Source organism: Pseudarthrobacter sp. AB1 (assembly GCF_014926485.1).
GTDB lineage: Bacteria > Actinomycetota > Actinomycetes > Actinomycetales > Micrococcaceae > Arthrobacter.
This window is the reverse complement of sequence record NZ_PZKO01000013.1, coordinates 149,449-171,048: the sequence shown is the minus strand read 5'-3', so window position 1 is coordinate 171,048 and position 21,600 is coordinate 149,449. Positions and strand designations below refer to the sequence as shown.

General features: G+C 65.8%; 22 protein-coding genes and 1 tRNA gene. 14 read left to right on the top strand and 9 right to left on the bottom strand.

The annotated features are described in order from the left end of the window. Window positions 1-682 (bottom strand): hypothetical protein (locus DAD99_RS04560; RefSeq protein WP_193340525.1); only part of this gene is annotated, 682 nt, incomplete at its 3' end. Then, on the bottom strand, window positions 679-1,434 hold the full coding sequence (locus DAD99_RS04555; RefSeq protein ID WP_193340524.1) for a hypothetical protein: 756 nt from the start codon (window positions 1,432-1,434) through the stop codon (window positions 679-681). The genes DAD99_RS04560 and DAD99_RS04555, both read right to left, overlap by 4 nt. Before the next feature lie 252 nt (window positions 1,435-1,686). Between DAD99_RS04555 and DAD99_RS04550 the strand changes: the two genes are divergently transcribed. Then, window positions 1,687-3,351 (top strand): ABC-F family ATP-binding cassette domain-containing protein, encoded by a 1,665-nt coding sequence (locus DAD99_RS04550; RefSeq protein ID WP_193340523.1) that lies wholly within the window; start codon window positions 1,687-1,689, stop codon window positions 3,349-3,351. Next, a complete protein-coding gene (locus tag DAD99_RS04545) occupies window positions 3,348-5,261 on the top strand; it encodes an ABC transporter ATP-binding protein (RefSeq protein ID WP_185262647.1) in 1,914 nt (637 codons plus the stop codon). The genes DAD99_RS04550 and DAD99_RS04545 overlap by 4 nt, the downstream gene beginning before the upstream one ends. 9 nt (window positions 5,262-5,270) lie before the next feature. On the opposite strand, the gene DAD99_RS04540 is transcribed toward DAD99_RS04545, so the two are convergent. The 3 genes from DAD99_RS04540 to DAD99_RS04530 form a co-directional block, all read right to left on the bottom strand. After that, window positions 5,271-5,690, bottom strand: coding sequence for an NUDIX domain-containing protein (locus DAD99_RS04540; protein WP_193340522.1), 420 nt, complete (start codon window positions 5,688-5,690; stop codon window positions 5,271-5,273). A gap of 33 nt (window positions 5,691-5,723) precedes the next feature. Next, window positions 5,724-6,200, bottom strand: coding sequence for a DUF6314 family protein (locus tag DAD99_RS04535; protein ID WP_227007643.1), 477 nt, complete (start codon window positions 6,198-6,200; stop codon window positions 5,724-5,726). Window position 6,201: 1 nt separating this feature from the next. Further along, window positions 6,202-6,274: transfer RNA gene (locus DAD99_RS04530), tRNA-Arg, on the bottom strand. Window positions 6,275-6,357: 83 nt separating this feature from the next. Between DAD99_RS04530 and DAD99_RS04525 the strand changes: the two genes are divergently transcribed. After that, window positions 6,358-7,119 carry a DUF998 domain-containing protein gene (locus tag DAD99_RS04525; RefSeq protein ID WP_193340521.1) on the top strand — a complete coding sequence of 254 codons (762 nt, stop codon included), beginning with the start codon at window positions 6,358-6,360 and terminating at the stop codon, window positions 7,117-7,119. Here DAD99_RS04525 and DAD99_RS04520 read toward each other — a convergent pair. Next, entirely contained in the window at window positions 7,116-7,742 is a 627-nt protein-coding gene (locus tag DAD99_RS04520) for a hypothetical protein (protein WP_193340520.1), read from the bottom strand. The two genes, DAD99_RS04525 and DAD99_RS04520, sit on opposite strands and share 4 nt — an antisense overlap. Before the next feature lie 32 nt (window positions 7,743-7,774). Between DAD99_RS04520 and DAD99_RS04515 the strand changes: the two genes are divergently transcribed. The 6 genes from DAD99_RS04515 to sucD all read left to right on the top strand — a co-directional run bounded on the left by DAD99_RS04515 (window position 7,775) and on the right by sucD (window position 15,789). Beyond that, on the top strand, window positions 7,775-8,620 hold the full coding sequence (locus DAD99_RS04515; protein WP_193340519.1) for an inositol monophosphatase family protein: 846 nt from the start codon (window positions 7,775-7,777) through the stop codon (window positions 8,618-8,620). A 104-nt stretch (window positions 8,621-8,724) separates the two neighbouring features. Next, window positions 8,725-11,295 carry a DNA helicase PcrA gene (gene pcrA, locus DAD99_RS04510; RefSeq protein WP_375372174.1) on the top strand — a complete coding sequence of 857 codons (2,571 nt, stop codon included), beginning with the start codon at window positions 8,725-8,727 and terminating at the stop codon, window positions 11,293-11,295. A gap of 168 nt (window positions 11,296-11,463) precedes the next feature. After that, window positions 11,464-12,756 carry a glycosyltransferase gene (locus DAD99_RS04505; protein ID WP_193340517.1) on the top strand — a complete coding sequence of 431 codons (1,293 nt, stop codon included), beginning with the start codon at window positions 11,464-11,466 and terminating at the stop codon, window positions 12,754-12,756. A 19-nt stretch (window positions 12,757-12,775) separates the two neighbouring features. Further along, entirely contained in the window at window positions 12,776-13,483 is a 708-nt protein-coding gene (locus tag DAD99_RS04500; RefSeq protein ID WP_193340516.1) for a hypothetical protein, read from the top strand. Between the two features lie 222 nt (window positions 13,484-13,705). Next, complete coding sequence (sucC, locus tag DAD99_RS04495; RefSeq protein ID WP_185262655.1) at window positions 13,706-14,875, top strand: ADP-forming succinate--CoA ligase subunit beta; 1,170 nt, start codon at window positions 13,706-13,708, stop codon at window positions 14,873-14,875. A gap of 11 nt (window positions 14,876-14,886) precedes the next feature. Further along, complete coding sequence (sucD, locus tag DAD99_RS04490; protein ID WP_056346687.1) at window positions 14,887-15,789, top strand: succinate--CoA ligase subunit alpha; 903 nt, start codon at window positions 14,887-14,889, stop codon at window positions 15,787-15,789. A 173-nt stretch (window positions 15,790-15,962) separates the two neighbouring features. On the opposite strand, the gene DAD99_RS04485 is transcribed toward sucD, so the two are convergent. Further along, the gene (locus DAD99_RS04485; protein WP_193340515.1) at window positions 15,963-16,412 is read right to left on the bottom strand and encodes a MarR family winged helix-turn-helix transcriptional regulator; all 450 of its coding nucleotides are present in this window, start codon (window positions 16,410-16,412) and stop codon (window positions 15,963-15,965) included. Between the two features lie 169 nt (window positions 16,413-16,581). Here DAD99_RS04485 and DAD99_RS04480 point away from each other — a divergent pair, with 169 nt between their 5' ends. Both DAD99_RS04480 and DAD99_RS21510 read left to right on the top strand, forming a co-directional pair. Next, complete coding sequence (locus DAD99_RS04480) at window positions 16,582-17,802, top strand: MFS transporter (RefSeq protein ID WP_193340514.1); 1,221 nt, start codon at window positions 16,582-16,584, stop codon at window positions 17,800-17,802. Next, window positions 17,768-17,941, top strand: coding sequence for a hypothetical protein (locus tag DAD99_RS21510; RefSeq protein ID WP_227007642.1), 174 nt, complete (start codon window positions 17,768-17,770; stop codon window positions 17,939-17,941). Before DAD99_RS04480 ends, DAD99_RS21510 begins: the two co-directional genes overlap by 35 nt. Window positions 17,942-18,031: 90 nt before the next feature. Here the strand turns inward: DAD99_RS21510 and DAD99_RS04470 are convergent, their stop codons facing one another. Then, entirely contained in the window at window positions 18,032-18,526 is a 495-nt protein-coding gene (locus DAD99_RS04470) for an SRPBCC family protein (protein WP_193340513.1), read from the bottom strand. Next, entirely contained in the window at window positions 18,523-18,882 is a 360-nt protein-coding gene (locus DAD99_RS04465) for a helix-turn-helix transcriptional regulator (protein ID WP_193340537.1), read from the bottom strand. The genes DAD99_RS04470 and DAD99_RS04465 overlap by 4 nt, the downstream gene beginning before the upstream one ends. A gap of 169 nt (window positions 18,883-19,051) precedes the next feature. On the opposite strand from DAD99_RS04465, the gene DAD99_RS04460 reads away from it, so the two are divergent. From DAD99_RS04460 to DAD99_RS04450, 3 genes are all read left to right on the top strand, one after another. After that, window positions 19,052-19,456 carry a tautomerase family protein gene (locus tag DAD99_RS04460; RefSeq protein WP_185263654.1) on the top strand — a complete coding sequence of 135 codons (405 nt, stop codon included), beginning with the start codon at window positions 19,052-19,054 and terminating at the stop codon, window positions 19,454-19,456. 186 nt (window positions 19,457-19,642) lie between these two features. Beyond that, a complete protein-coding gene (gene iolC / locus DAD99_RS04455) occupies window positions 19,643-20,677 on the top strand; it encodes a 5-dehydro-2-deoxygluconokinase (protein WP_193340512.1) in 1,035 nt (344 codons plus the stop codon). Next, on the top strand, window positions 20,674-21,597 hold the full coding sequence (locus tag DAD99_RS04450) for a deoxyribose-phosphate aldolase (RefSeq protein WP_193340511.1): 924 nt from the start codon (window positions 20,674-20,676) through the stop codon (window positions 21,595-21,597). The genes iolC and DAD99_RS04450 overlap by 4 nt, the downstream gene beginning before the upstream one ends. Window positions 21,598-21,600 lie beyond the last annotated feature (3 nt).

Sequence of the window (21,600 nt, the reverse complement as noted above, 5' to 3'; positions counted from 1 at the left end):
CTAGCCAGATCAGCGCCAGCCCGATGACAAAGCAAAGGACGGCGGTGTAGTTGATGACAAACTCCACTGAGTCAAGCGCCGGTGGGAACACCGGGAACAACAGACTCGCGCCAATGGCAACCGATCCGAGAACCAGCAGCAATGCCGCCACCCTGATTAAGCCCGGAAGGTTGCTCCGGCAGGCCCGGACCATGGCTGGAAGCAGGACCAGCGAAACGTAGGCAGGGTAGGCGCGGCCGGCGGCCCCGTAGTATTCAGCCAGCAGTCCGTTCCGCGCGTCCTTGACTGACACCGATGCCAGGCCCGCGGAGGATCCCGAGGTATCCATCATGAGAAACACACCAAGCACGGTCAGGGAGGTCAGGCCCAGGACGGCCATCCCGATCCGTCCGGTGAGCAGCCGGTAGGCGTCGTCGGCCCCAAAGCCCCGGGTGACGCGGATACCCACGAAGAAAATAGCGGCGAAGATGACAAAGCGGAGCAGGAGGTTGGCCACGTTAACCCCGCCGAGCGCCTGGTCGATGGCAACGTAGGGCGCCTGGATGCTGAGCAGGGTGGCGAGCGTCATCAGGGCAAAGATGTAGAAGACTGTCCTGTTCTTCCCCTTCAGGGCACTGGGAACGCGCGCGATGGCCACCAGGCCGCAGACAGTCAGCGTGGACCATTGCAGGATTCCGATCATCCCAGGTTCTCCCAGATCTTTTCGGTCTTTTCATGGTCATGTTCCTGCCGGCGGAGGGCCCGGCCGAGTGTCTGCAGCCGGTCACCGGCCAGCGTGGTCAGCTCGCCGTCGGACAGGCTGTCGAGCGCGGCCTGCCGAGCCCCGGGAGGCCAGCCTGCCTCCGCCTCCGTGACGAGCCCGGTGGCCACCAGGCCGCTGGCAGGGCCGACACCGGCGGCAAGGGAGGTGGCAACCGCCAGTTCGGGCGCCAGCCGGTTCGCGGTCAGTTGCGCCGAATAGTTCTGCGGGGCGATTCCGGTGGCAGCGGAGACCCGGTGCCGCAGTTCGCCGTCGTCGATGGCCTCCACCCAGTTCTTGACCGAGGTGGCGTGCGGGGCCGGCTCCAACGCTGGCGAACCGGCCCGCTCGGCAGCCGCGGCAGCCGCCGGCGCGCCGCCCGGGTCCGCGGAGGAACGGGCCAAAACCGCCCGCAGGAGGTCCGCGGTGGAGATCTGGCTGACCAGTTCAGCCCTGGTGGGCGGGTACGGGTCCGTGAGCTGGCGGTAGGCATCGAACGCCGCCAGCGCCGAGACGGGGTTGACGTTATACGCGCGGCTGATGTTGACCACAGTTGCCTCTGCCACCTTGCCCCGGACAAGCTGCTGGGCCAGTGTGGTGCGCTTGATGCCGGACACGCGGCAGACGTCTGACGTGCTCGTGTGGGGGGCGATGCCGTGCAGCCAGCGCTGGAACGCTTTGGCAGGTATGGGCATAACGGCTCTCTGCAGAACGGATGGTCGCTTCTGATTTTAGCCTGATGTCCCGCGGGCGGTTTGGTGCCGCGTGCTGAGTCGACTATGCTTGATGGTCGAGCCCGTTGGTCCGTACACCCCCCAAGTCCGGACCGGCGGGCTCTTTAGTGCCCCGGCACTTTTCGGGGGCGGCACATTGCGGATTCACCGCAGTTTCGGGCCGATTCAGGCGGGCTCCTCCGGCCGGGCGGCGGGGAGAGGACGGACCAACCTATGACTGCAACCCTTGTTGCCAAAGATCTTTCCGGCGGCCACGACCACCGGACACTGTTCGCCAAACTTTCCCTCACGGTCGCCCCGGGCGACGTGGTGGGAGTAGTGGGCGCCAACGGCGCCGGCAAATCCACCCTGCTGCGCCTGCTGGCCGGGGTGGACCAGCCACAGGGCGGCAGCGTCAGCCTCGCCCCCTCCGATGCCTTTGTGGGCTGGCTGCCCCAGGAACACGAGCGCGTCGCCGGCGAAACCGTGGCCGGCTACATCGCCCGCCGGACCGGCTGCGCCCAGGCGACCGTGGAGATGGAATCCACCGCAGAGGCATTGGGCTCCGGCGCAACGGGAGCCGATGACGCCTACTCGCTGGCCTTTGACCGCTGGATGGCCTCCGGCGCGGCAGACCTCGACGAACGCATCCCGCCCGTCCTGGCCGACCTCGGCCTGGACACCGGAGCCGACGCTCCCATGACCGGGCTCTCCGGCGGCCAGGCCGCCCGCGTGGCACTCGCCGCGCTCCTGCTCAGCCGTTTCGATGTTGTGCTGCTGGACGAGCCCACCAACGACCTTGACCTCGCCGGCCTGGCCAAACTGGAAGCTTTTGTCCAGGGCCTGCGCGGCGGTGTGGTGCTGGTCTCCCATGACCGTGAGTTCCTGGCCCGCTGCGTCACCACCATTGTGGAACTGGACCTGGCGCAGAATTCCGTGGCGGTCTACGACGGCGGTTACGAGGCCTTCCTCGAGGAGCGCGCCGTGGCGCGGCGCCACGCGAGGGAAAAGTTCGAGGACTTCGCCTCCACCAAGGCAGACCTGGTCTCCCGTGCCCGGACCCAGCGCGAATGGAGCTCCCAGGGCGTGCGGAACGCCATGAAGAAGAGCCCGGACAATGACAAGATCCGCCGGGCCGCCAGCACCGAGTCATCGGAAAAGCAGGCACAGAAGGTCCGGCAGATGGAATCCCGGATTGCCCGGCTGGACGTGGTGGAGGAGCCGCGGAAGGAATGGCAGCTGCAGTTCACCATCGGCCAGGCGCCACGCTCCAGCGCGGTGGTGGCCACCTTGCGTGACGCCGTCGTGAAGCAGGGAAGCTTCACGCTGGGCCCGGTGAACCTGCAGCTTAACGCGGGGGAGCGGATCGGGATCACTGGCCCCAATGGAGCCGGCAAGTCGACGCTGCTGCGCCTGCTCCTGGGCCTCCAGCCGCCTGATGCCGGCAACGCGGCCATGGGCGCCTCGGTAGCCGTCGGCGAAATTGACCAAGCCCGCGGGCTGCTGGCAGGCCATCTTAACCTTGGCGACGCCGTCGAAGCCGTGCTCACGGACCTGACGCCGGCGGAGGTCCGTACCCTGCTGGCCAAGTTCGGGCTGAAGGCGGACCACACCACACGCCAGGTGGATTCGCTGTCGCCGGGGGAACGCACCCGCGCCGCCTTGGCGTTGCTGCAGGCACGGGGAGTGAACCTGCTGGTTCTGGATGAACCCACCAATCACCTGGACCTGCCCGCCATCGAGCAGCTGGAAGAGGCCCTGGAAAGCTACGAGGGCGCGCTGCTGCTGGTGACGCACGATAGGAGGCTGCTGGAGAACGTGCGGCTGGATGTACGGTGGAATGTGGACAACGGAACGGTAACTGAACTGATGGCAGACGCAACGGAGCAACAGCGATGAGCATGGACGGCGTTGCCTGGCACTCCCTGTACAACATCTCCCGGGCCAAGAACGGCTCCCGGCCCTTCTCCAAGGCAACCCTGAAGCGGGTGCTGGGTTTCGCCCGCCCCCACCGGACAAAACTGATCGCGTTTGTGGCGCTGTCCATTGTGATGGCGTTCCTGGCTGTCGCCACGCCCGTGCTGGCCGGCCAGGTGGTTGACACCATCGTGGCCAAGGCGGGTACCGACGAAGTGATCCGGCTGGCGATGCTGATCGCCGTGGTGGCCGTAGCCGAAGCAGGGGTGGGACTCGTCAGCCGCTGGCTGTCCTCCAACATCGGCGAAGGCGTGATCGTGGACCTGCGCACCCGGGTCTTTGACCATGTGCAGAAGATGCCCATTGCGTTCTTTACCCGTACCCGCACCGGGGCCCTGGTCAGCCGGCTGAACAACGACGTCATCGGCGCCCAGTCCGCCTTCGCCGGAACCCTTTCCGGTGTGGTCAGCAACGTGGTGGCCCTGATCCTGACGCTGATCGTGATGCTCGGGACCTCCTGGCAGGTCACTGTGCTCGCCATGATCCTGCTGCCGATCTTCCTCATCCCAGCCCGCCGGATGGGCTCCCGGCTCGCGGACCTGCGCCGTGAGGCCGCAGACCACAACGCAGCCATGGGCACCCAGATGACCGAGCGGTTCTCCGCTCCGGGCGCCACGCTGGTGAAGCTCTTCGGCCGGCCGGATGAGGAATCCCGCGAGTTCGCTCTCCGGGCCGGCCGTGTCCGGGACATCGGCGTCCGCACCGCCATGCTGCAGTTCACCTTCGTCACCGCGCTGACGCTGGTCTCCGCGCTCGCCTTGGCGCTGGTCTACGGGCTGGGCGGCTGGCTGGCCATTGGCGGGCAGCTCGCCGCGGGCGACGTCGTGGTGCTGGCACTGCTGCTGACCCGCCTGTACGCCCCGCTCACCGCCCTGTCCAACGCCCGCGTGGAAATCATGAGTGCCCTGGTCAGCTTCGAGCGGGTCTTCGAGATCCTGGACCTCAAGCCCCTGATCCAACAGAAGCCCGACGCCGTGGCCATCCCGCCGGGACACGTTTCGGTGGAGTTCGACGACGTCCGCTTCGCCTACCCCTCCGCGGACAAGGTCTCACTGGCCTCGCTCGAGGAAGTGTCCACCCTGGACACCCGCGGCGGCGAAGAGGTGCTGCATGGCATCAGTTTCCGCGTGGAACCGGGGCAGACCGTTGCCCTGGTGGGTTCATCGGGTGCCGGAAAGTCCACTATCGCGCAGCTGCTTTCCCGGCTGTACGACGTCGATTCCGGCGCTGTGCGGCTCGGCGGCACCCTTCCCGGGACGGGGCTGGACGTCCGGGACGCCACCTTCGATTCCCTGCGGGACACCCTGGGCATGGTCACCCAGGACGGGCACCTTTTCCACGAGTCGATCGCGTCCAACCTCCGGCTCGCCCGGCCGGACGCCACCGAAGAGGACATGTGGGACGCCATCCGGCAGGCCCGCCTCGAGACCATGATCCGGTCCCTGCCCGACGGCCTGGACACCGTGGTGGGGGAGCGCGGCTACCGGCTCTCCGGCGGCGAGCGCCAGCGCCTCACCATCGCCCGGCTGCTGATCTCCCAGCCCCGGGTGGTCATCCTCGACGAGGCCACCGCCGCGCTGGATTCAACGAACGAAGCCGCCGTGCAGGCGGCCTTGGGGGCCGCGCTCGAGGGGCGCACCGCCGTCGTGATTGCCCACCGGCTGTCCACCATCCGTGCCGCCGACGTCATCCTGGTGGTGGAGGGCGGGCAGATCGTGGAGCGCGGGAGCCACACGGAGCTGCTGGCCGCCGACGGCCGGTACGCCGAGCTGTACCAGACGCAGTTCGCCGAGGCCACGGCCGTGGCAGCGGAAGCCGTTCCGGAGTTCTAGCCCCAGTTCTCAGCGGCGCAGCGCGGCCAGTTCCGGCAGGATGTGGTCGGTGAGCAGTGGGGCGAGGTCTGCGGGCAGCGGCGCGCCCCGGTCCAGCGCTGCCAGGTCCAGCCAGCGGATCTCGGCGATCTCAGCTGAGGGGTGTGCCGTCCAGGTTCCGGGTGCCGTAAACACGGTGGCCTCGATGTCCGTGGCGGCCTCGTTCGCGGCGTCGGCGATCCAGACGCCCATCAGCGCCAGCTCGTGCGGATCCACCACGATCCCCACTTCCTCCTGAAGTTCCCGCGCCGCGGCGTGCACGGCGGTTTCGCCGGCTTCGGGCTTGCCGCCGGGGTGCATAAAGATGCTGGTGCCGCGCTTGCGGACGGTCAGGAGCCGGCCGGCGTCGTCGAAGACACAGACGGCGGAGACAACGATGCGGGCTTTCACGGTACCGAGCCTAGCCTGTTCCGACGTGCCGCTTCAGACCAGTCGCTTCAGGGCAGACGTCAGCAGCAGGTCCTTGCGCGGGCCGGTCACATCCCAGGTGTAACTGAATGCGTCCGCACCTTCGTAGTTGTACGCCACGCGGTACGTATCGGGATCGCACCAGTGCCGGTCCTGGCTGGCCTCCGGGCTGAAACTCATCCGGTGGAAGGGCCGCCCGTCGGCAAAAAGCACGTTCAGGGCGTCCGGCCGGGCGGCGGGTTTCAGGACGTATTCACGCGAGGCTGGGCCGGTAAACGTGGGCCAACGCATGGTGCCTTCTTCACGGAAGTCCAGGCCGCCGTCGTGCGTGGGGGACAAACGTACGACGCCGACAAAGGTTCCGTGGGTGCCGGTGGACCGGTCCAGCAGCTGCCGTTCGACGGCCCAGTTCCCCTGAACGGGAAAGTTCCCGGCCGGCGGGGGGTCGAGCAGGTAGGCGCGGAGGTCGAACTCCGGTGGAGGAAGATTCAAGTGCCCTCGATTGGAATCGAACCAACGACACCGGCTTTAGGAGAGCCGTGCTCTATCCACTGAGCTACGAGGGCGCATGTCCGCTGTACCGGCAGGGCCGGTCCGTCCGGACACGGATACAAGCATACAAGGTGGTGGGCCGTACTACGCTCTTGGCATGAGATCAGCCCCGATGTCCGCCCCCGCCGGCGCCTACCTCCCGGACACAGCCTCCACCCGCCAGTACGTCGGCGCCTGGTCCGTCCTGAGTGTCCTGCAGTATTTTGTGGCGGAAACGGCCGTGATCGGAGCCTGGGGCGGCCCGCAACCCTACGACCGCCGGACCGGATACATCAGCGACCTCGGCGCGCTTAACTGCGGGATCTACGACGGACGGGACGTGTGTTCGCCGCTGCATTGGCTGATGAACGCCTCGTTTGTGGTCCAGGGCCTGGGGATGCTGCTCGGTGCGCTGCTGTTGGGCTCGGGGCTGCTGTGTGTCGCCGCCCGGGCCGGGGCCAGGGTCCAGCCGGCGCGCCGGAAGCCCTGGCTGGCTGCGGTCAGCGTTCGGATCCTGACCGGCGCCGCCGGTGCAGGGACCATGATCGTGGGTCTGGTGCCGGAAGACGTCGGCTCCGGCTGGCACTTCGTCGGCGCGTTGATGTACTTCCTGGCCGGCGCGTTGGCTCTGCTGTTGCTGGGCGTGTTGTGGCTGCGGCAGACGCCCCTGGGGTGGTTCGTGCTGGTGTGCGGGCTGGTGTCGCTCGCCGCGCTGGTGACCGGCGGCCTCACGCGCATGGACGTGCCGGAGCCGGGCACGCTGGAACGGCTGATGGGTTATCCGGTCACCGTAGGCGTGGCGGCCGCGGGCCTCGTGATCGCCCAACGGGTGCGCCGGCAGCGCAAGGACGGGCGCGCTACTGCTGCCGCGTGGGCCTAGCCGGTTTTTGCGGGCTTTTTGCGCAGGAACACTGCCGCGGCCCCCGTCAGCAGGCTAAGAACGAACAGCACCCACCCCGCAACGGTAAGCCCGGACGCCAAGGCGACCTGGCCGGCGTCGACCGTTTCCGATCCCAGCGCGGCGTCGATGGCGACATTGCCCCACAGCCGGACCACCACAAACAGCAGCGGCACCGCCCAGAGAGCCCAGCGGAGCGACTTTTTGGCGACGTTGGTCCCGATCAGGAGCAGCCACGTGAAGCCGAAGATCAGCGGGAACAGCGTGCCGGCTGTTTTGTGGACGTAGTTGAGCTGGCCGCGGGCGTCGTCATTCATCACGGCGTTCAGTTGGCCAACGTAGCCGGCGTCAAAACCGCCCACGAGCGAGTCGGGCATGGCCAGCTCGCCGGAGAGCTGGGTGAGCTGCTGCAGCGTGAGCAGGTGGACGTACCAGAACAGGAAAAGGCTCACCGTCACGCCCGCGATGAGGATCAGGTTGGTGTTGTTCTGGGCCTTCTGCGGCGAACGGCCGGTGGTGGGGTTGATGACCGGCGGAAGGCTGTGCTGCGGAACAGCCGCCTTGGAGCCGTGCTTCTTGATCCGCTGCGCTGGGGTTTTGGCCATGGCTCCATTATCACTCCACCTAAACTGGGTCCATGACCATTGGCCGGCACAGCACCCTTGAACTTGACCCCGCCCTGGACGACTACCAGCTGGCATCCGCCCTGGTGCGCGAAGCCGGGCAGCTCGCCCTCCTGATGCGCATGGCCGGACTGCAGTCCCAGCAGAAAACCTCCATCTCCGACGTGGTGACCGCCGCGGACCACGCCGCGGAGGCCTATGTGCTGGAGCAGCTGCAGCGCTGCCGGCCGGAGGATGGCATCCTGGGGGAGGAGGGCGCCTCGGTGGCCGGCACCAGCGGCCGTACCTGGGTGATCGACCCCGTGGACGGCACCTACAACTTCCTGCACGGGTCAACGTACTGGTGCTCGGCCATTGCCCTTAGAGACACATCCGATGTACTGCTTGGCGCGATATTCCAGCCGGAGGAGGACAAGCTCTGGCTCGGCGGTACGGCCCGCGCCGCCACGCTGAACGGCGAGGCCCTTACCACCTACCATGGCCCGGGCGCTGTCCCGGACGGCGGGGCACGTAACGCGACCGCACTCGCCGAACTCGGCGCCGCCACCTACATCCATCCCACCTGGCTGATGGATCCGCTCTGCGCCATGCCGTGGCACGCTGCCGCCACGTCCGCCGCGGCGCTGCGCATGTTCGGCTCCGGGTCCTGCGACCTGGGCAGGGTGGCCGATGGCCAGCTGGGATGCTGGTTCCAGCACAGCTGCCCGGAGTGGGACTGGCTGCCCGGCAAAGCAATCGTGCGGGCCGCCGGCGGCGCCACCGACACGGTCCGGATCAACGGCTTGGACTGGTTTATGGCGGGAGGCACGACGGCGGTGCGGGAGTTGCGTGCCGCCCTCGAGTCGGGCTCCGTGGCCTGAGTCCGGGCCTGCTATTGCGCGCGTCCGGGGTTGGCTCGCGGTGTTATCCACAGGGTTGGACCTGACTGTCAGCCCCACCGCCTAGACTTGTAGGCACCATGGATATGTTGTTTGACCCGTACTCTGACGGACCGTTCAAGGCCGCCACGCCAGCCTCCGCCCGCACCAAGTCGCGCCCGGAAGGCCTTGCTGCGGCCGCCGAATTCGGTGGCGGGGGGCCTGCCGGCGCGTCCGCCAACGGCTCCGACCACGCAGCCGGAGAAGGCGCCCAGCACACGGGCGGCTGGGCCAACCAGCAGCCCGCTCGTGACGGCAGCGGCGAGCAGGCCCACCACCGGCCGAACGCCGAGGAGCTCCTGCAGGGACTGAACCCGCAGCAGGAAGAGGCCGTTAAGCACGCCGGTGGAGCCCTGCTTATTGTGGCCGGCGCCGGTTCGGGAAAAACCCGCGTCCTCAGCAACCGGATCGCGTACCTCATTGCCACCCACCGTGCGCACTACGGTGAGATCCTGGCCATCACGTTCACCAACAAGGCCGCCGCCGAGATGCGGGAGCGCATCGCTGCCCTGGTGGGTGGACGTGCCAAGATCATGTGGATCTCCACGTTCCACTCGTCCTGCGTGCGTATCCTGCGCCAGGAGGCCGCCAACGTGGGCCGGAAGTCAAACTTCTCCATCTACGACTCCGCGGACTCGCTGCGGCTGGTTATCCAGGTTTCCAAGAGCCTGGACCTGGACCCCAAGAAGTTCGCGCCCAAGGCCATCCAGCACAAGATCTCCGCGCTCAAGAACGAGCTCATCGACGCCGATTCCTACGCGTCATCCGCGAACCACAACGATCCCTTCGAGTCCGCCGTGGCTGACGTCTTCAAGGGCTACACCCAGCGGCTTCGCCAGGCCAACGCCATGGACTTCGATGACCTCATTGCCGAGACCGTCTACATGTTCCGCGCCTTCCCCGCGCTCGCCGATTCCTACCGGCGGCGTTTCCGGCACGTCCTCGTGGACGAATACCAGGACACCAACCACGCCCAGTACGCCCTGGTCCGCGAGATCGTGGGTGAGGGCCCCGGAGCATCCGAGCTCACCGTCGTTGGCGACTCCGACCAGTCAATCTACGCGTTCCGCGGCGCTGACATCCGCAACATCGTGGAGTTCGAGAAGGACTACCCGGACGCCCGGACCATCAAACTGGAGCAGAACTACCGCTCCACCCAGAACATCCTCAGCGCGGCCAACTCCGTGATCTCGCGCAACCCAAACCGCCCCGACAAACGGTTGTGGACGGCAGAGGGCGACGGGCACAAGATCATCGGCTACGTGGGCGAGAACGAGCACGCCGAGGCCCAGTTCATTGCCAAGGAGATTGACCGGCTCCAGGACGAGGACAACCTCCGCCCCGGTGACGTTGCCATCTTCTACCGCACCAACGCCCAGTCACGCTCCATAGAGGATGTGCTGGTCCGGGTTGGCCTGCCGTACAAGGTAGTGGGCGGCACACGCTTCTACGACCGCAAGGAAATCAAGGACGCCCTCGCGTACCTCCGGGTTTTGGTGAACCCGGACGACGACGTGAACCTGCGCCGGGTGCTCAACGAACCCAAACGCGGCATTGGTGACCGCGCCGAAGGCGCCGTGGCCGCGCTGGCCCAGCGCGAACGGATGTCATTTATGGCCGCCGCCCGGCGGGCCGAAGAAGCTCCCGGCATGGCTACCCGTTCCGTCAACGCTGTCCTCGGGTTTGTGAAACTGCTGGACGACCTGGCAGAGGTGGCCTCCGGTTCGGGTGCCGCCGCTGCGCTGGAGGCAGTCCTGGAACAGACCGGTTACCTTGCGGGACTGCGTTCCAGCACTGATCCACAGGATGAGTCCCGCGTGGAGAACCTGGCGGAACTCGTCGCCGTCGTGCGTGAATACGAACAGGAGAACCCGGAAGGGTCCCTGGGCGCTTTCCTTGAGCAGGTGTCCTTGGTGGCGGATGCCGACCAGATCCCGGATGCGCCGGGCGCGGACATCGACGCCGCCGTGGCGGAAGCCAAACGCCTCGGGGTAGTCACACTGATGACCCTCCACACCGCCAAGGGGCTCGAATTTCCGGTGGTGTTCCTGACCGGCATGGAACACGGGCTGTTCCCGCACCAGCGCTCGGCCACGGACCCCAAGGAACTCGCCGAGGAACGCCGGCTGGCCTACGTTGGCCTGACCCGCGCCCGCAAGCGCCTCTACGTCACCCGGTCCGAAGTCCGCAGCATGTGGGGCCAAAGCCAGTACAACCCGGCCAGCCAGTTCCTCGAGGAAATTCCCGCCGAGCTGGTGGAGTGGAAACGCGAAGGCACCAGCAAGCAGTCCGGCGGGTGGGGGAGCAGTGCCTCGATCGGCTCCAGCCGTTACGGCGGATCCTTCTGGGGCGCCGGCACGTCCCGCGGTGCGGCGGCCGACTCGTCGGCAGGCTTCAACGCGGACGTTCCCGCAGCCATCGCCAGGAACCGGGTCCAGCCGCAGAAGGAGATTGTGGCCGTCGGTGTGGGTGACAAGGTCAACCACACCAGCTTCGGCAACGGCACGGTGCTGGCGCTGGAAGGTGCGGGAGACAAAACGGTGGCCAAGGTGAAGTTCGACGTCGGCGAAAAGCGTCTCCTGCTCCGCTACGCGCCTCTGACGAAGCTCGACGCCTAGCCACGGTTGCCCTTGTCCGGGCAAGCCCGCTGGCTTACAGTTCAGGAACGCCCCCGTAGCCGGGGAACGCGCCGTAGCCGGGGAACGCGCCGTAACCGGGGAACCGCCGGTAGCCGGGAAACCGGTGATGCGCAGGCCACTCGAGCACAGCAGATTCGGGGCTCTACCGTGAAGATCCTGTTCGCCAGCCAGGCCATTGACGGCCATTTCAATCCCATGACGGGCGTGGCGATGCGGCTCAAGGACCGCGGCCACGAGGTGGCGTGGTACACGGGGCCCGTCTATGCAGACAAGCTCGGAGGGATGGGAATCCGGCACTTCCCCTTCCGCAGGGCAACCGAGCACCGTGCGGACAACCTCAATGAGCTCTACCCGGAGCGGGCCACGCTGAAAGGCCCACGCGCAATCGGCTTCGACGGCGAGAAAATATTCGCCAGCAACGTCAGCCACTTCTTCGAGGACGTCCGCGAAGCCGCGCTGCAGTATCCCTTCGATGTTGCCGTGGTGGACAGCTCCATGTTCATTCACCGCCTGGTTTCGCATCTGATGGGCAAGCCGGTGGTGAATTTTGTTGCGATCCCCAATATGGAAAGTGATCCGCAGGTACCCCCGCTCTTCTTCGGGTTCCGGCCGCCCCGCAATCCCGTGGAGAAGGCCATCCAGGGCCTGGCCGGGCTGCTGTCCGATAAGGTCATCCTTCGGCCGGCCGCCCAAAGCTACCGCCAGCAGCACTCCGCCTACGGCCAGGCTGTTCCGCGGGAAGGCCGGCTGACGGACGAACCCTACCGGTGCTCGGACGCCATTATCCAGACCGGCCCGGAATCCCTCGATTTCCCCCGGCGCCGGGTCAACCCCAAAGTGCACTACGTCGGTGCACTCCTGCCGTACCGGGCGGCCAGCCAGTCCGGCACCGGGTCCAGCGGGTTTCCCCGGTCCTATCCCACAACACTCGTTATAACCCAGGGAACTGTGGACAAACTCGACCAGGACAAACTCATCGTTCCGGCGCTTGAAGCGGTCAAGGACATGAATGCGCTGATCATCGTCGCAACCGGCGGGCAGGGCACCAAGGCACTGACAGCCCGCTACCCGCAACCCAACGTGGTGGTGCGGGACTACGTGGACTTCGCGGAGGTCTTTGACTACACGGACGTCTTTATCACCAACGGCGGATTTGGCGGTGCGCAGCTGAGCCTTTCCAAGGGTGTCCCGTTGGTAGTGGCGGGCATCAACGAGGGCAAAAGTGACGTCAATGCCCGGGTGGAATACGCCGGCGTCGGCATAAACCTCAGAACTGAATCACCCAAACCCGCCGACATTGCCGCTGCAGTGGGAAAGATTCTGGCGGATCCCGGCTGGAAAAGCCGCGCACGGAAGATGCGGGAGCACTTCGAGGGTGCGGATCCCGCTGAAGCTGCTGCCGCAGTCGTGGAGGCCGCGGGCAGGCGTACACCGGGCTGAGGCCCGCTACCGGGGCATAATGGAGGCCATGCGACGGACTGTACTGGGGATCCTGGCCGCCTTCTTCCTGCTGGCAGGCACTGGCTGCAGCATCACCACCGAGGACCCGGAGTACATAGCGCCGCCCCCGCTGCCGGCTATGGAGCAACTCGAACAGGCAGCGCTGACCGACCCCGCCGCGTTCAGGGCCAGCGGAGACGTTCTGTCCTTCATCACGGAAGACCGGAACATTGTCTGTTCCCTGACGTCGGCCCGTGGGGAACACCTCAACCTCCCGTATGAGTCGAACAGCTTCAGCGACGCGGCCAACAACAAGCTCGCGACCGTCCCCGTGGCGCATTGCGAGCTTGCCGGATACCCCAAACCTGCCGCGGGCGACATCAACGACGACTGCGCCGGCACCAGCCTGGGCTACCTGGGCGGCACGGCGCTGCTCAGCCCGGACAAGGCAACGTACGGGGGGTGCCGTTCCGGCGTCACACAAATGGAGGCCGCCTACGGACCCAAAGGAAATAAAGGCGGCCCGCTGACGGAACTGCCGGTCCTCGCCGAAGGCCAGAACCTGGAACGGAATGGGCTGCGCTGTACCGCCTACAACGGCGGCGTGGCGTGCGGAAACGTCTCTGCCGGCGTCGGGTTCTTTGTGGCACGGGACCGCTACGAACTTATTTCCAAGGCAGCGGCAACGGCCTCCGCGGCACCCACGGAGGCCCTAAAAACCCCGTAATCTAGGGGTTTTTCTACGCTCCATAGAATAGTGTCGTTTCTCACATAAGCGGTACTGTGGGACGGGCCGGTCCTCAGAGAGGGCTAGAGTTCCGAATGGAGCATTGCACTGTGTGGCTCGTTTTCGAACTTGTGGCAGGTGCAGGCAATCCGCAGCCCGGTCATCGTCTTCGGCGGTGCCCGACTGTACAGAAACTACTTCGACGTAGAAGGACACTAAACCGTGGACCTGTTTGAATACCAGGCGCGCGATATGTTCGAGGCGCACGGTGTACCCGTGCTTGCCGGCATCGTGGCGTACACCCCAGAAGAAGCAAAGGCAGCTGCCGAGAAAATCGGCGGCGTAACTGTCGTTAAGGCCCAGGTTAAGGCCGGTGGCCGCGGTAAGGCTGGCGGCGTCAAGGTTGCCAAGACCGCCGATGAGGCGTTTGAGCACTCCACCAACATCCTGGGCATGGACATCAAGGGCCACACCGTCAACAAGGTGATGATTGCCCAGGGTGCCGACATTGCCGAGGAGTATTACTTCTCCGTCCTGCTGGACCGGGCCAACCGCAACTACCTGGCCATGTGCTCGGTAGAAGGCGGCATGGAAATCGAACAGCTCGCCGTCGAACGCCCCGAGGCGCTCGCCAAAATCGCCATCGATCCCGCTGTGGGCATCGACCAGGCCAAGGCTGACGAAATCGTTGCAGCTGCAGGCTTCGATGAGGAACTGCGCGGCAAAGTCGCCGCCGTGATCCTCAAGCTCTGGGACGTCTTCAAGAAGGAAGACGCCACCCTCGTGGAGGTCAACCCGCTCGTCCAGACCGGCGCCGGTGACATCGTGGCACTGGACGGCAAGGTCTCCCTCGACGAGAACGCCGAGTTCCGCCACGCCAAGCACGCCCTCCTTGAAGACAAGGACGCTGCAGATCCGCTCGAGGCCAAGGCCAAGGCGCAGGACCTGAACTACGTCAAGCTGGACGGTGAAGTGGGCATCATCGGCAACGGTGCAGGCCTGGTCATGTCCACCCTGGACGTTGTTGCCTACGCCGGTGAAAACCACGGCAACGTCAAGCCCGCCAACTTCCTGGACATCGGCGGTGGAGCTTCCGCCGAGGTCATGGCCGCCGGCCTCGACGTCATCCTGGGCGACCCGCAGGTCAAGTCCGTGTTCGTGAACGTCTTCGGTGGCATCACCGCGTGTGACGCCGTAGCCAAGGGCATCGTTGGTGCGCTGGCCGAGCTGGGCCACAACGCGAACAAGCCGCTGGTAGTCCGCCTCGACGGCAACAATGTTGAGGAAGGCCGCCGCATCCTGGCCGAGGCCAACCACCCGCTGGTTACCCTGGCCGCCACCATGGACGAGGGCGCCGACAAGGCCGCCGAGCTCGCCAACGCAGCTAAGTAAAGGGACGCACCATGTCTATCTATCTGAACAAGGACTCCAAGGTCATCGTCCAGGGCATCACCGGCGGCGAAGGCACCAAGCACACCGCCCTGATGCTGAAGGCCGGCACCAACATTGTTGGCGGCGTCAACGCCCGTAAGGCCGGCACCACGGTCCTGCACGGCGACACCGAAATCAACGTTTTTGGCACCGTCAAGGAAGCCATTGCCGAAACCGGCGCCGACGTCTCCATCGTCTTCGTCCCGCCGGCTTTCACCAAGAACGCCGTGGTTGAAGCCATCGAAGCAGGCATCGGCCTGGTCGTTGTCATCACCGAAGGCGTGCCCGTCCAGGACTCCGCCGAGTTCTGGGCACTGGCCCAGTCCACGGTTGACGCCGACGGCAAGCAGGTCACACGCATCATCGGACCGAACTGCCCCGGCATCATCACACCCGGCGAAGCGCTGGTTGGGATCACGCCGAACAACATCACGGGCAAGGGCCCCATCGGCCTGGTTTCCAAGTCCGGAACCTTGACCTACCAGATGATGTACGAACTGCGCGACCTGGGCTTCTCCACCGCCATCGGCATCGGCGGCGACCCCGTCATCGGTACCACGCACATCGACGCCCTGGCCGCGTTCGAGGCTGACCCGGAGACCAAGGCGATCGTCATGATCGGCGAAATCGGTGGCGACGCTGAAGAGCGTGCTGCCGACTACATCAAGGCACACGTCACCAAACCCGTTGTTGGCTACGTTGCCGGCTTCACCGCTCCTGAAGGCAAGACCATGGGCCACGCCGGCGCCATCGTCTCCGGTTCCGCTGGAACCGCCCAGGCCAAGAAGGAAGCCCTCGAGGCTGCAGGCGTGAAGGTCGGCAAGACGCCGTCCGAGACCGCCAAGCTGCTGCGCGAAGTCTACGCAGCGCTCTAGCACCAAGAAGTACAACGCGGGGTCACTTACGGCCCGTTCCACTCGGTGGGATGGGCCGTAAGTGACCCCGCGTTGCTTGTTTAAGCACCCCCTGGAGTTTTTGTCCAGGTAATGCCGTGTGCGAGGTGATTTCGGGGCATTATCTGGACAAAAACTCCAAGGGTGCGCGGTGACTAGGCGTTCGCGTGGAGCCGCGGGAGTGCGTCCACCAGCGCGGCCAGCTCGGGGATCTTCTGGGCATCCGCCAGGGCCCGTTCCAGCGTGGCGTCATGGACCGGCCGGGTTTCCTCCAGCAGGGCGATGCCGCTGGGCGTGAGCTCGGTGTAGATGCCGCGGCGATCGTCCGCGCAGAGGATCCGGGTCAGCAGGGCGCGGTCCTCAAGCCTGTTGACCAGCCGGGTGGTGGCGCTGGCGCTGAGCGCGGTGGCGCGGGCGAGCTGCTGCATGCGCATGTGCCAGCCGGCCTGGCGGCTGAGCGCATCCAGCACGGTGTACTCCACCACTGACAGCTTTGATTCAGATTGCAGGGAGCGTTCCAGCTCACCCTCGATCAGGCCGTGCAGCGCCGCGAGCGTGCGCCAACCCTGTGCCCGGACCTCCACCGCGTCGTCCTTGATGCCCATCTGTCTTTCCTCTCGCGGGTGCTCCAGCCGCCTGGCGGCGTGAGCCGGAGCACAATCGATAATAGTTGCTTGAGCGGCGTATCCGCTTGTGCAACAATAAATAACGCGTCTGCAACTACTAGCTTACGCGTCGTATCTCATTCCGTACAGTTTTCAAAGGAGCATCCACATGCCCATTGGCCTGATAGCCCTCGCCCTCGGCGGGTTCGGCATCGGACTCACCGAGTTCGTGATCATGGGCCTGCTGCCCGAGGTTGCCGCCGACTTCCAGGTCAGCGAGGCCACGGCCGGCTGGCTGATCTCCGGATACGCCCTCGCCGTGGTGGTCGGCGCCTTGGTGCTGACCGCGGCGGTGACCCGCTTCGAACGCAAGCCCGTTCTGGCCGTACTGCTGGTGCTGTTCATCGCCGGCAACCTGGTCTCCGCCATCGCCCCCGATTACAGGATGATGATGATCGGCCGGATCATCGCCGCCCTGGCACACGGTGCCTTCTTCGGGATCGGAGCCGTGGTGGCCGCAGGCATGGTTGCCCCCACCAAAAAGGCCGGCGCCATTGCCATCATGTTCACCGGGCTCACCGCCGCCAACGTCCTGGGCGTGCCGTTCGGCACCATGCTGGGACAGGCCGCCGGCTGGCGCTCGACGTTCTGGGCCATCACCGTCATCGGAGTCATCGCCCTGGCGGGAATCCTCGCGCTGGTTCCGAAGACCGGCCACGGCGACACCACGCCCGGAACACTGCGCAGTGAACTGCGCGCCTTCCGTTCCGGCCAGGTGTGGCTCTCCATCCTCGTCACGATCCTCGGCTACGGCGGTATGTTCGGCGCCTTCACCTACATCGCCTTCACCCTCACCGAGGTCTCCGGCTTCGCCGCCCCCACCGTGCCGTGGCTGCTGATCGTCTTCGGTGTGGGCCTCTTTGTCGGCAACACCATCGGCGGCAAGGCCGCGGACCGCACTGTGGACCGCACGCTGATCGTTGTGCTCTCCGTGCTGGTGGTTGTGCTCATCGGCTTTGCACTGACTGCCGGCAACCAGGTGCTCACCGTCGCCTCCATTGTCCTGATGGGCGGGTTCGGATTCGCCACGGTGCCGGGCCTGCAGATGCGTGTTATGAACTATGCCCCCAGCGCCCCCACGCTCGCGTCCGGCGCCAATATCGGTGCCTTCAACGTGGGCAACGCCCTCGGCGCCTGGCTCGGGGGAGTGACTATCACCGCCGGACTCGGCTACACCTCGCCCATCTGGGCCGGCGCCGGCATTACGCTGCTGGGGCTCGTGGTGATGATCATCGCCGCCGCCGGAGCCAAGCGGGCCGTCCGGCAGGCATCCGCCGACGCCGCCCCCGGCGAACGTGTGGCTGCCGAGCCCGTCGCCGTCCTGCACTAAACGGTCAAACCTGGACAAGCGGGGGCTGGACCACCTAGACGTCTTCGGCTTCGACCTGACCGCGGATGAACTGTCGGTCATCGACGGCCTGGAGCGGGACGGCCGCACCGGTCCGCACCCGGCGGAGTTCTACGGGTAGACCTTTTTCAGGTCTCGACAGGCTTGAACACCAGTACGACGGCGGCCGGTTACCTTCTCCAGGAAGGTCGCCGGCCGCCGTCGTGCGCGTTTAAGTGCTGTGCTGAACCTTGGCGCCGCTGAGCAGTTCGTCGAGCCGCTCGTAGCCCTCGGTCATGCCGCCTTCCATGCCTGACTGGGCCATGTCGTCGCGGGCCTCCTGGGTGGGGTAGACGGAGTGGCCGCGGACGCGGGACTGGCCGTTGCCGAGGTCCTCGAAAGTGAGGAACTCGATGCTGACCACATCAGGGTAGCCGCCGAATTCGAAGGTCTGGATGGCAAATTCGTTCTCGCGGACGGTGTGATAGACGCCGCTGAATTCGTAGGCGACGCCGTCGGGCCCGGTGTGCAGATAGCTGTAGCTGCCGCCGGTCCGGAAATCGAAGTGGTTGACTTCCATCTTCATGCCACGCGGGCCGAGCCACAGGACAATGAGGTCCGGGTCCTTGTGCGCGCGGAAAACGTCCGCCACCGGGAAGTCGAACTCCCGCTCGAAGTCGATGAAGGGGAGTCCTTCAGGAATGGTGAGGTTCAGTGGATTGCTCATGATGATTCCTTTAGGTGGTTGCCGCCGTTGGCGGCACTGGATCTGAGCACGGCGTCCAGGCTGCGGAACTGCTCTTCGCGGACCAGCCGGTACTGGTCGATCCACGCTGTGAGTGCCTCCAGCCGTGCGGGATTCAGGTGGACGGGCCGGCGCTGGGCATCCCTGCTGCGGGTGACGAGCCCTGCCTGCTCGAGGACCTGGATGTGCTTCGAGACCGCCTGTTTGGTGATCGCGAAGGGTTCCGCCAACTCGTTAACTGTGGCCTGCCCGCGGCTGAGCCGGGCAATGATCCGCCGCCGGACGGGGTCGGCCAGGGCCATAAAAGCCGAGTCCAGGTTGCCGTCGTCGGTGTTCATCATGGTGCTGGCCTTTCTGGTTCATCAATCAACTGACTCATTGATCAACTATCTGGTTGTTTAAACCTACCGCCGGCCTCCTCCGGATGGAAGGGGTATTTGGAGATTTTCTTGCCGACACTCTCGGGAGTTTGTTAGTATGTCAGGACAAACTACTAGGAGATGAAAAATGCCGCTGGTACGAATCGATGTTAATCAAGGGCGCAGCTCCGAACAGTTGCAGCGCCTAAGCCGCGGAATCCACGACGCCATCCTCGCCGAGTATGCCATTCCGGAACGCGACTACTTCCACGTCCTCACGGAGCATCCGCAGGGCCAGATTGTTGCCCAGGATGCAGGGCTCGGCTTCGAGCGCACCGCCGATGTGGTGATGATCCAGATCTTTACCCAAGGTGGCCGCAGCCAAGCGGCCAAGCAATCCCTCTTTGCCGCGATCGCTGCCCGACTGGCGGAACTTGATATTGCCGGCGAGGACGTGTTCATCGGCTATGTGGAGAATGCCGCCGGCGACTGGTCGTTCGGCTTCGGGCGGGCGCAGTACGTCACGGGCGAACTGGCGGTCCCCCGGAAGTAATCCCGAGGGCCGCCAATTCGGGCCTGGTGCAGGTTGTAAATATGTCAGTACAAACCTTTGACAGGACAATGATTCTAGGGCAAGGTAGTGGTTGTGGTCCCGCTCACGGGGGCCCGGCCAGGAACCGGAGTTCTAGCTCTTGCTGTACAGGGTATGGAGCTCAAACCAGAAAGGTCCTCGATTACCGTGACCCACGAACTGCTCACGATCGGGCGCATCAGTGTCGATATCTACCCGAACGATATAGGGGTGGATCTGGAGGACGTCACGTCCTTCGGAAAGTACCTCGGAGGTTCCCCGTCCAATGTGGCCGTGGCCGCTGCGCGACATGGCCGCACTTCAGGCGTGATCACGCGCACCGGCGACGACGCCTTCGGAAAATACCTCCACCGTGAACTGCGCAAGTTCAACGTGGACGATACATTCGTTACGCCGGTGAAGGAATGGCCCACCGCGGTGACGTTCTGCGCCATTATGCCGCCGGATGATTTTCCGCTCTACTTCTACGGGCGTTTCCCCACGGCGCCTGACCTGCAGATCAAGGCCGCGGACCTGGACCTGGACGCCATCCGCGAGGCCGGAATCTTCTGGTCGACGGTGACCGGCCTGTGCCAGGAGCCCAGCCGCGAGGCTCACCTGGCTGCCCATGCTGCGCGTCCGCGGACCGGGCTCACGGCAGGCCAGTACACCATCCTGGACCTGGACTACCGGCCCATGTTCTGGGCCTCCGAAGCGGATGCCCGGGCGGAGGTTGCCAAGATCCTGCCGCACGTCACGGTTGCCATCGGCAACGACAAGGAATGCGCCGTCGCCGTGGGCGAAGGTACCCCTGACGAGCAGGCCGACCGGTTGCTGGCCGCTGGCGTCGAGATCGCCGTCGTCAAGCTTGGCCCCGAAGGCGTGATGGCTAAGACCCGCACCGAACGCGTTGTCTCGGCGCCGGTCCCGGTGGAAACCCTTAACGGCCTCGGTGCCGGCGACTCGTTTGGCGGAGCTTTCTGCCACGGACTGCTGTCCGGCTGGCCGCTGGCCCAGGTGCTGGATTACGCGAATGCCGCCGGTGCCATTGTGGCCTCCCGCCTTTCCTGCGCCGACGCCATGCCGACGCCGGAGGAAGTCACCTCGCTGCTGGCCGAACGCGGCCGCTTGGCACCGGCCCTGGCCGGTGCCGCCGCTTCACAACCGTCCCACACCACAGTTTCCGAAGGAGCAGCGTCTTGAGCGCCAACGATGATCCCCGCCGCTACCAGCACCTTAGTGCCCTCCGGCTTGAAGATCCCGACGCAGTTGCCCGCGCGGCAGCCACCCGTCGCCGCCATCCGGGGCTGAAGTATGGTGTGCAGAACTTCATCGTTGCCGCCGACCACCCGGCCCGCGGCGCCCTCTCCGTGGGAAACGCTCCGGTGGCCATGGCGGACCGCCTCGATTTGTTGGACCGCCTGCAGATTGCCCTGGCAAATCCCGCCGTCGATGGTGTCCTGGCGTCCCCGGACATCATGGATGACCTGCTCCTGCTGGGGGCACTGGAAGGCAAGCTCGTCTTCGGCTCGATGAACCGCGGGGGCCTGGCCGGGCTCGTCAACGAAATCGACGACCGCTTCACCGGCCATACGGCCGCGGCACTGGAAGCCCTGGGCGCCGACGGCGGCAAGATGCTGACCCGCATCTGCCTCGGCGACCCGGACACCGTCTCCGCCCTGGAAGCCACGGCACGCGCCGTCGACTCCCTCGCCGCACGCAAGCTGATCGCCATGGTGGAACCCTTCCTTTCGGTCTGGCAGAACGGCAAGGTCCGCAACGACCTCAGCCCGGACGCCGTCATCAAGTCCATCGCGATCGCCCAGGGCCTGGGCTCCACGAGCGCCTACACCTGGATGAAGCTCCCCGTGGTGGCCGAGATGGAACGTGTCATGGCCGCCACCACGTTGCCCACCGTGCTCCTCGGCGGGGACCCGGAAGGCGCCCAGGATGAGGTCTTCGCCAGCTGGCAGGCCGCCCTGGCCCTGCCCGGCGTCCAGGGCCTCACCGTGGGCCGGACGCTGCTGTACCCGCACGATGGCGATGTGGCCGGGGCCGTCGCCACCGCCGCCTCACTGCTCAAGTCGCCCGTGCTGCAGTCATCAGCGAAAGTATCGGAGTAACGT

Excerpts from the sequence above, each read along its gene's own strand:
- DAD99_RS04555 (WP_193340524.1), bottom strand. The coding sequence starts at position 1,434 with ATGCCCATACCTGCCAAAGCGTTCCAGCGCTGGCTGCACGGCATCGCC.
- DAD99_RS04550 (WP_193340523.1), top strand. The coding sequence starts at position 1,687 with ATGACTGCAACCCTTGTTGCCAAAGATCTTTCCGGCGGCCACGACCAC.
- DAD99_RS04545 (WP_185262647.1), top strand. The coding sequence starts at position 3,348 with ATGAGCATGGACGGCGTTGCCTGGCACTCCCTGTACAACATCTCCCGG.
- DAD99_RS04525 (WP_193340521.1), top strand. The coding sequence starts at position 6,358 with ATGAGATCAGCCCCGATGTCCGCCCCCGCCGGCGCCTACCTCCCGGAC.
- DAD99_RS04520 (WP_193340520.1), bottom strand. The coding sequence starts at position 7,742 with ATGGCCAAAACCCCAGCGCAGCGGATCAAGAAGCACGGCTCCAAGGCG.
- DAD99_RS04515 (WP_193340519.1), top strand. The coding sequence starts at position 7,775 with ATGACCATTGGCCGGCACAGCACCCTTGAACTTGACCCCGCCCTGGAC.
- pcrA (WP_375372174.1), top strand. The coding sequence starts at position 8,725 with ATGTTGTTTGACCCGTACTCTGACGGACCGTTCAAGGCCGCCACGCCA.
- DAD99_RS04500 (WP_193340516.1), top strand. The coding sequence starts at position 12,776 with ATGGAGGCCATGCGACGGACTGTACTGGGGATCCTGGCCGCCTTCTTC.
- sucD (WP_056346687.1), top strand. The coding sequence starts at position 14,887 with ATGTCTATCTATCTGAACAAGGACTCCAAGGTCATCGTCCAGGGCATC.
- DAD99_RS04485 (WP_193340515.1), bottom strand. The coding sequence starts at position 16,412 with ATGGGCATCAAGGACGACGCGGTGGAGGTCCGGGCACAGGGTTGGCGC.
- DAD99_RS04480 (WP_193340514.1), top strand. The coding sequence starts at position 16,582 with ATGCCCATTGGCCTGATAGCCCTCGCCCTCGGCGGGTTCGGCATCGGA.
- DAD99_RS04470 (WP_193340513.1), bottom strand. The coding sequence starts at position 18,526 with ATGAGCAATCCACTGAACCTCACCATTCCTGAAGGACTCCCCTTCATC.
- DAD99_RS04465 (WP_193340537.1), bottom strand. The coding sequence starts at position 18,882 with ATGAACACCGACGACGGCAACCTGGACTCGGCTTTTATGGCCCTGGCC.
- DAD99_RS04460 (WP_185263654.1), top strand. The coding sequence starts at position 19,052 with ATGCCGCTGGTACGAATCGATGTTAATCAAGGGCGCAGCTCCGAACAG.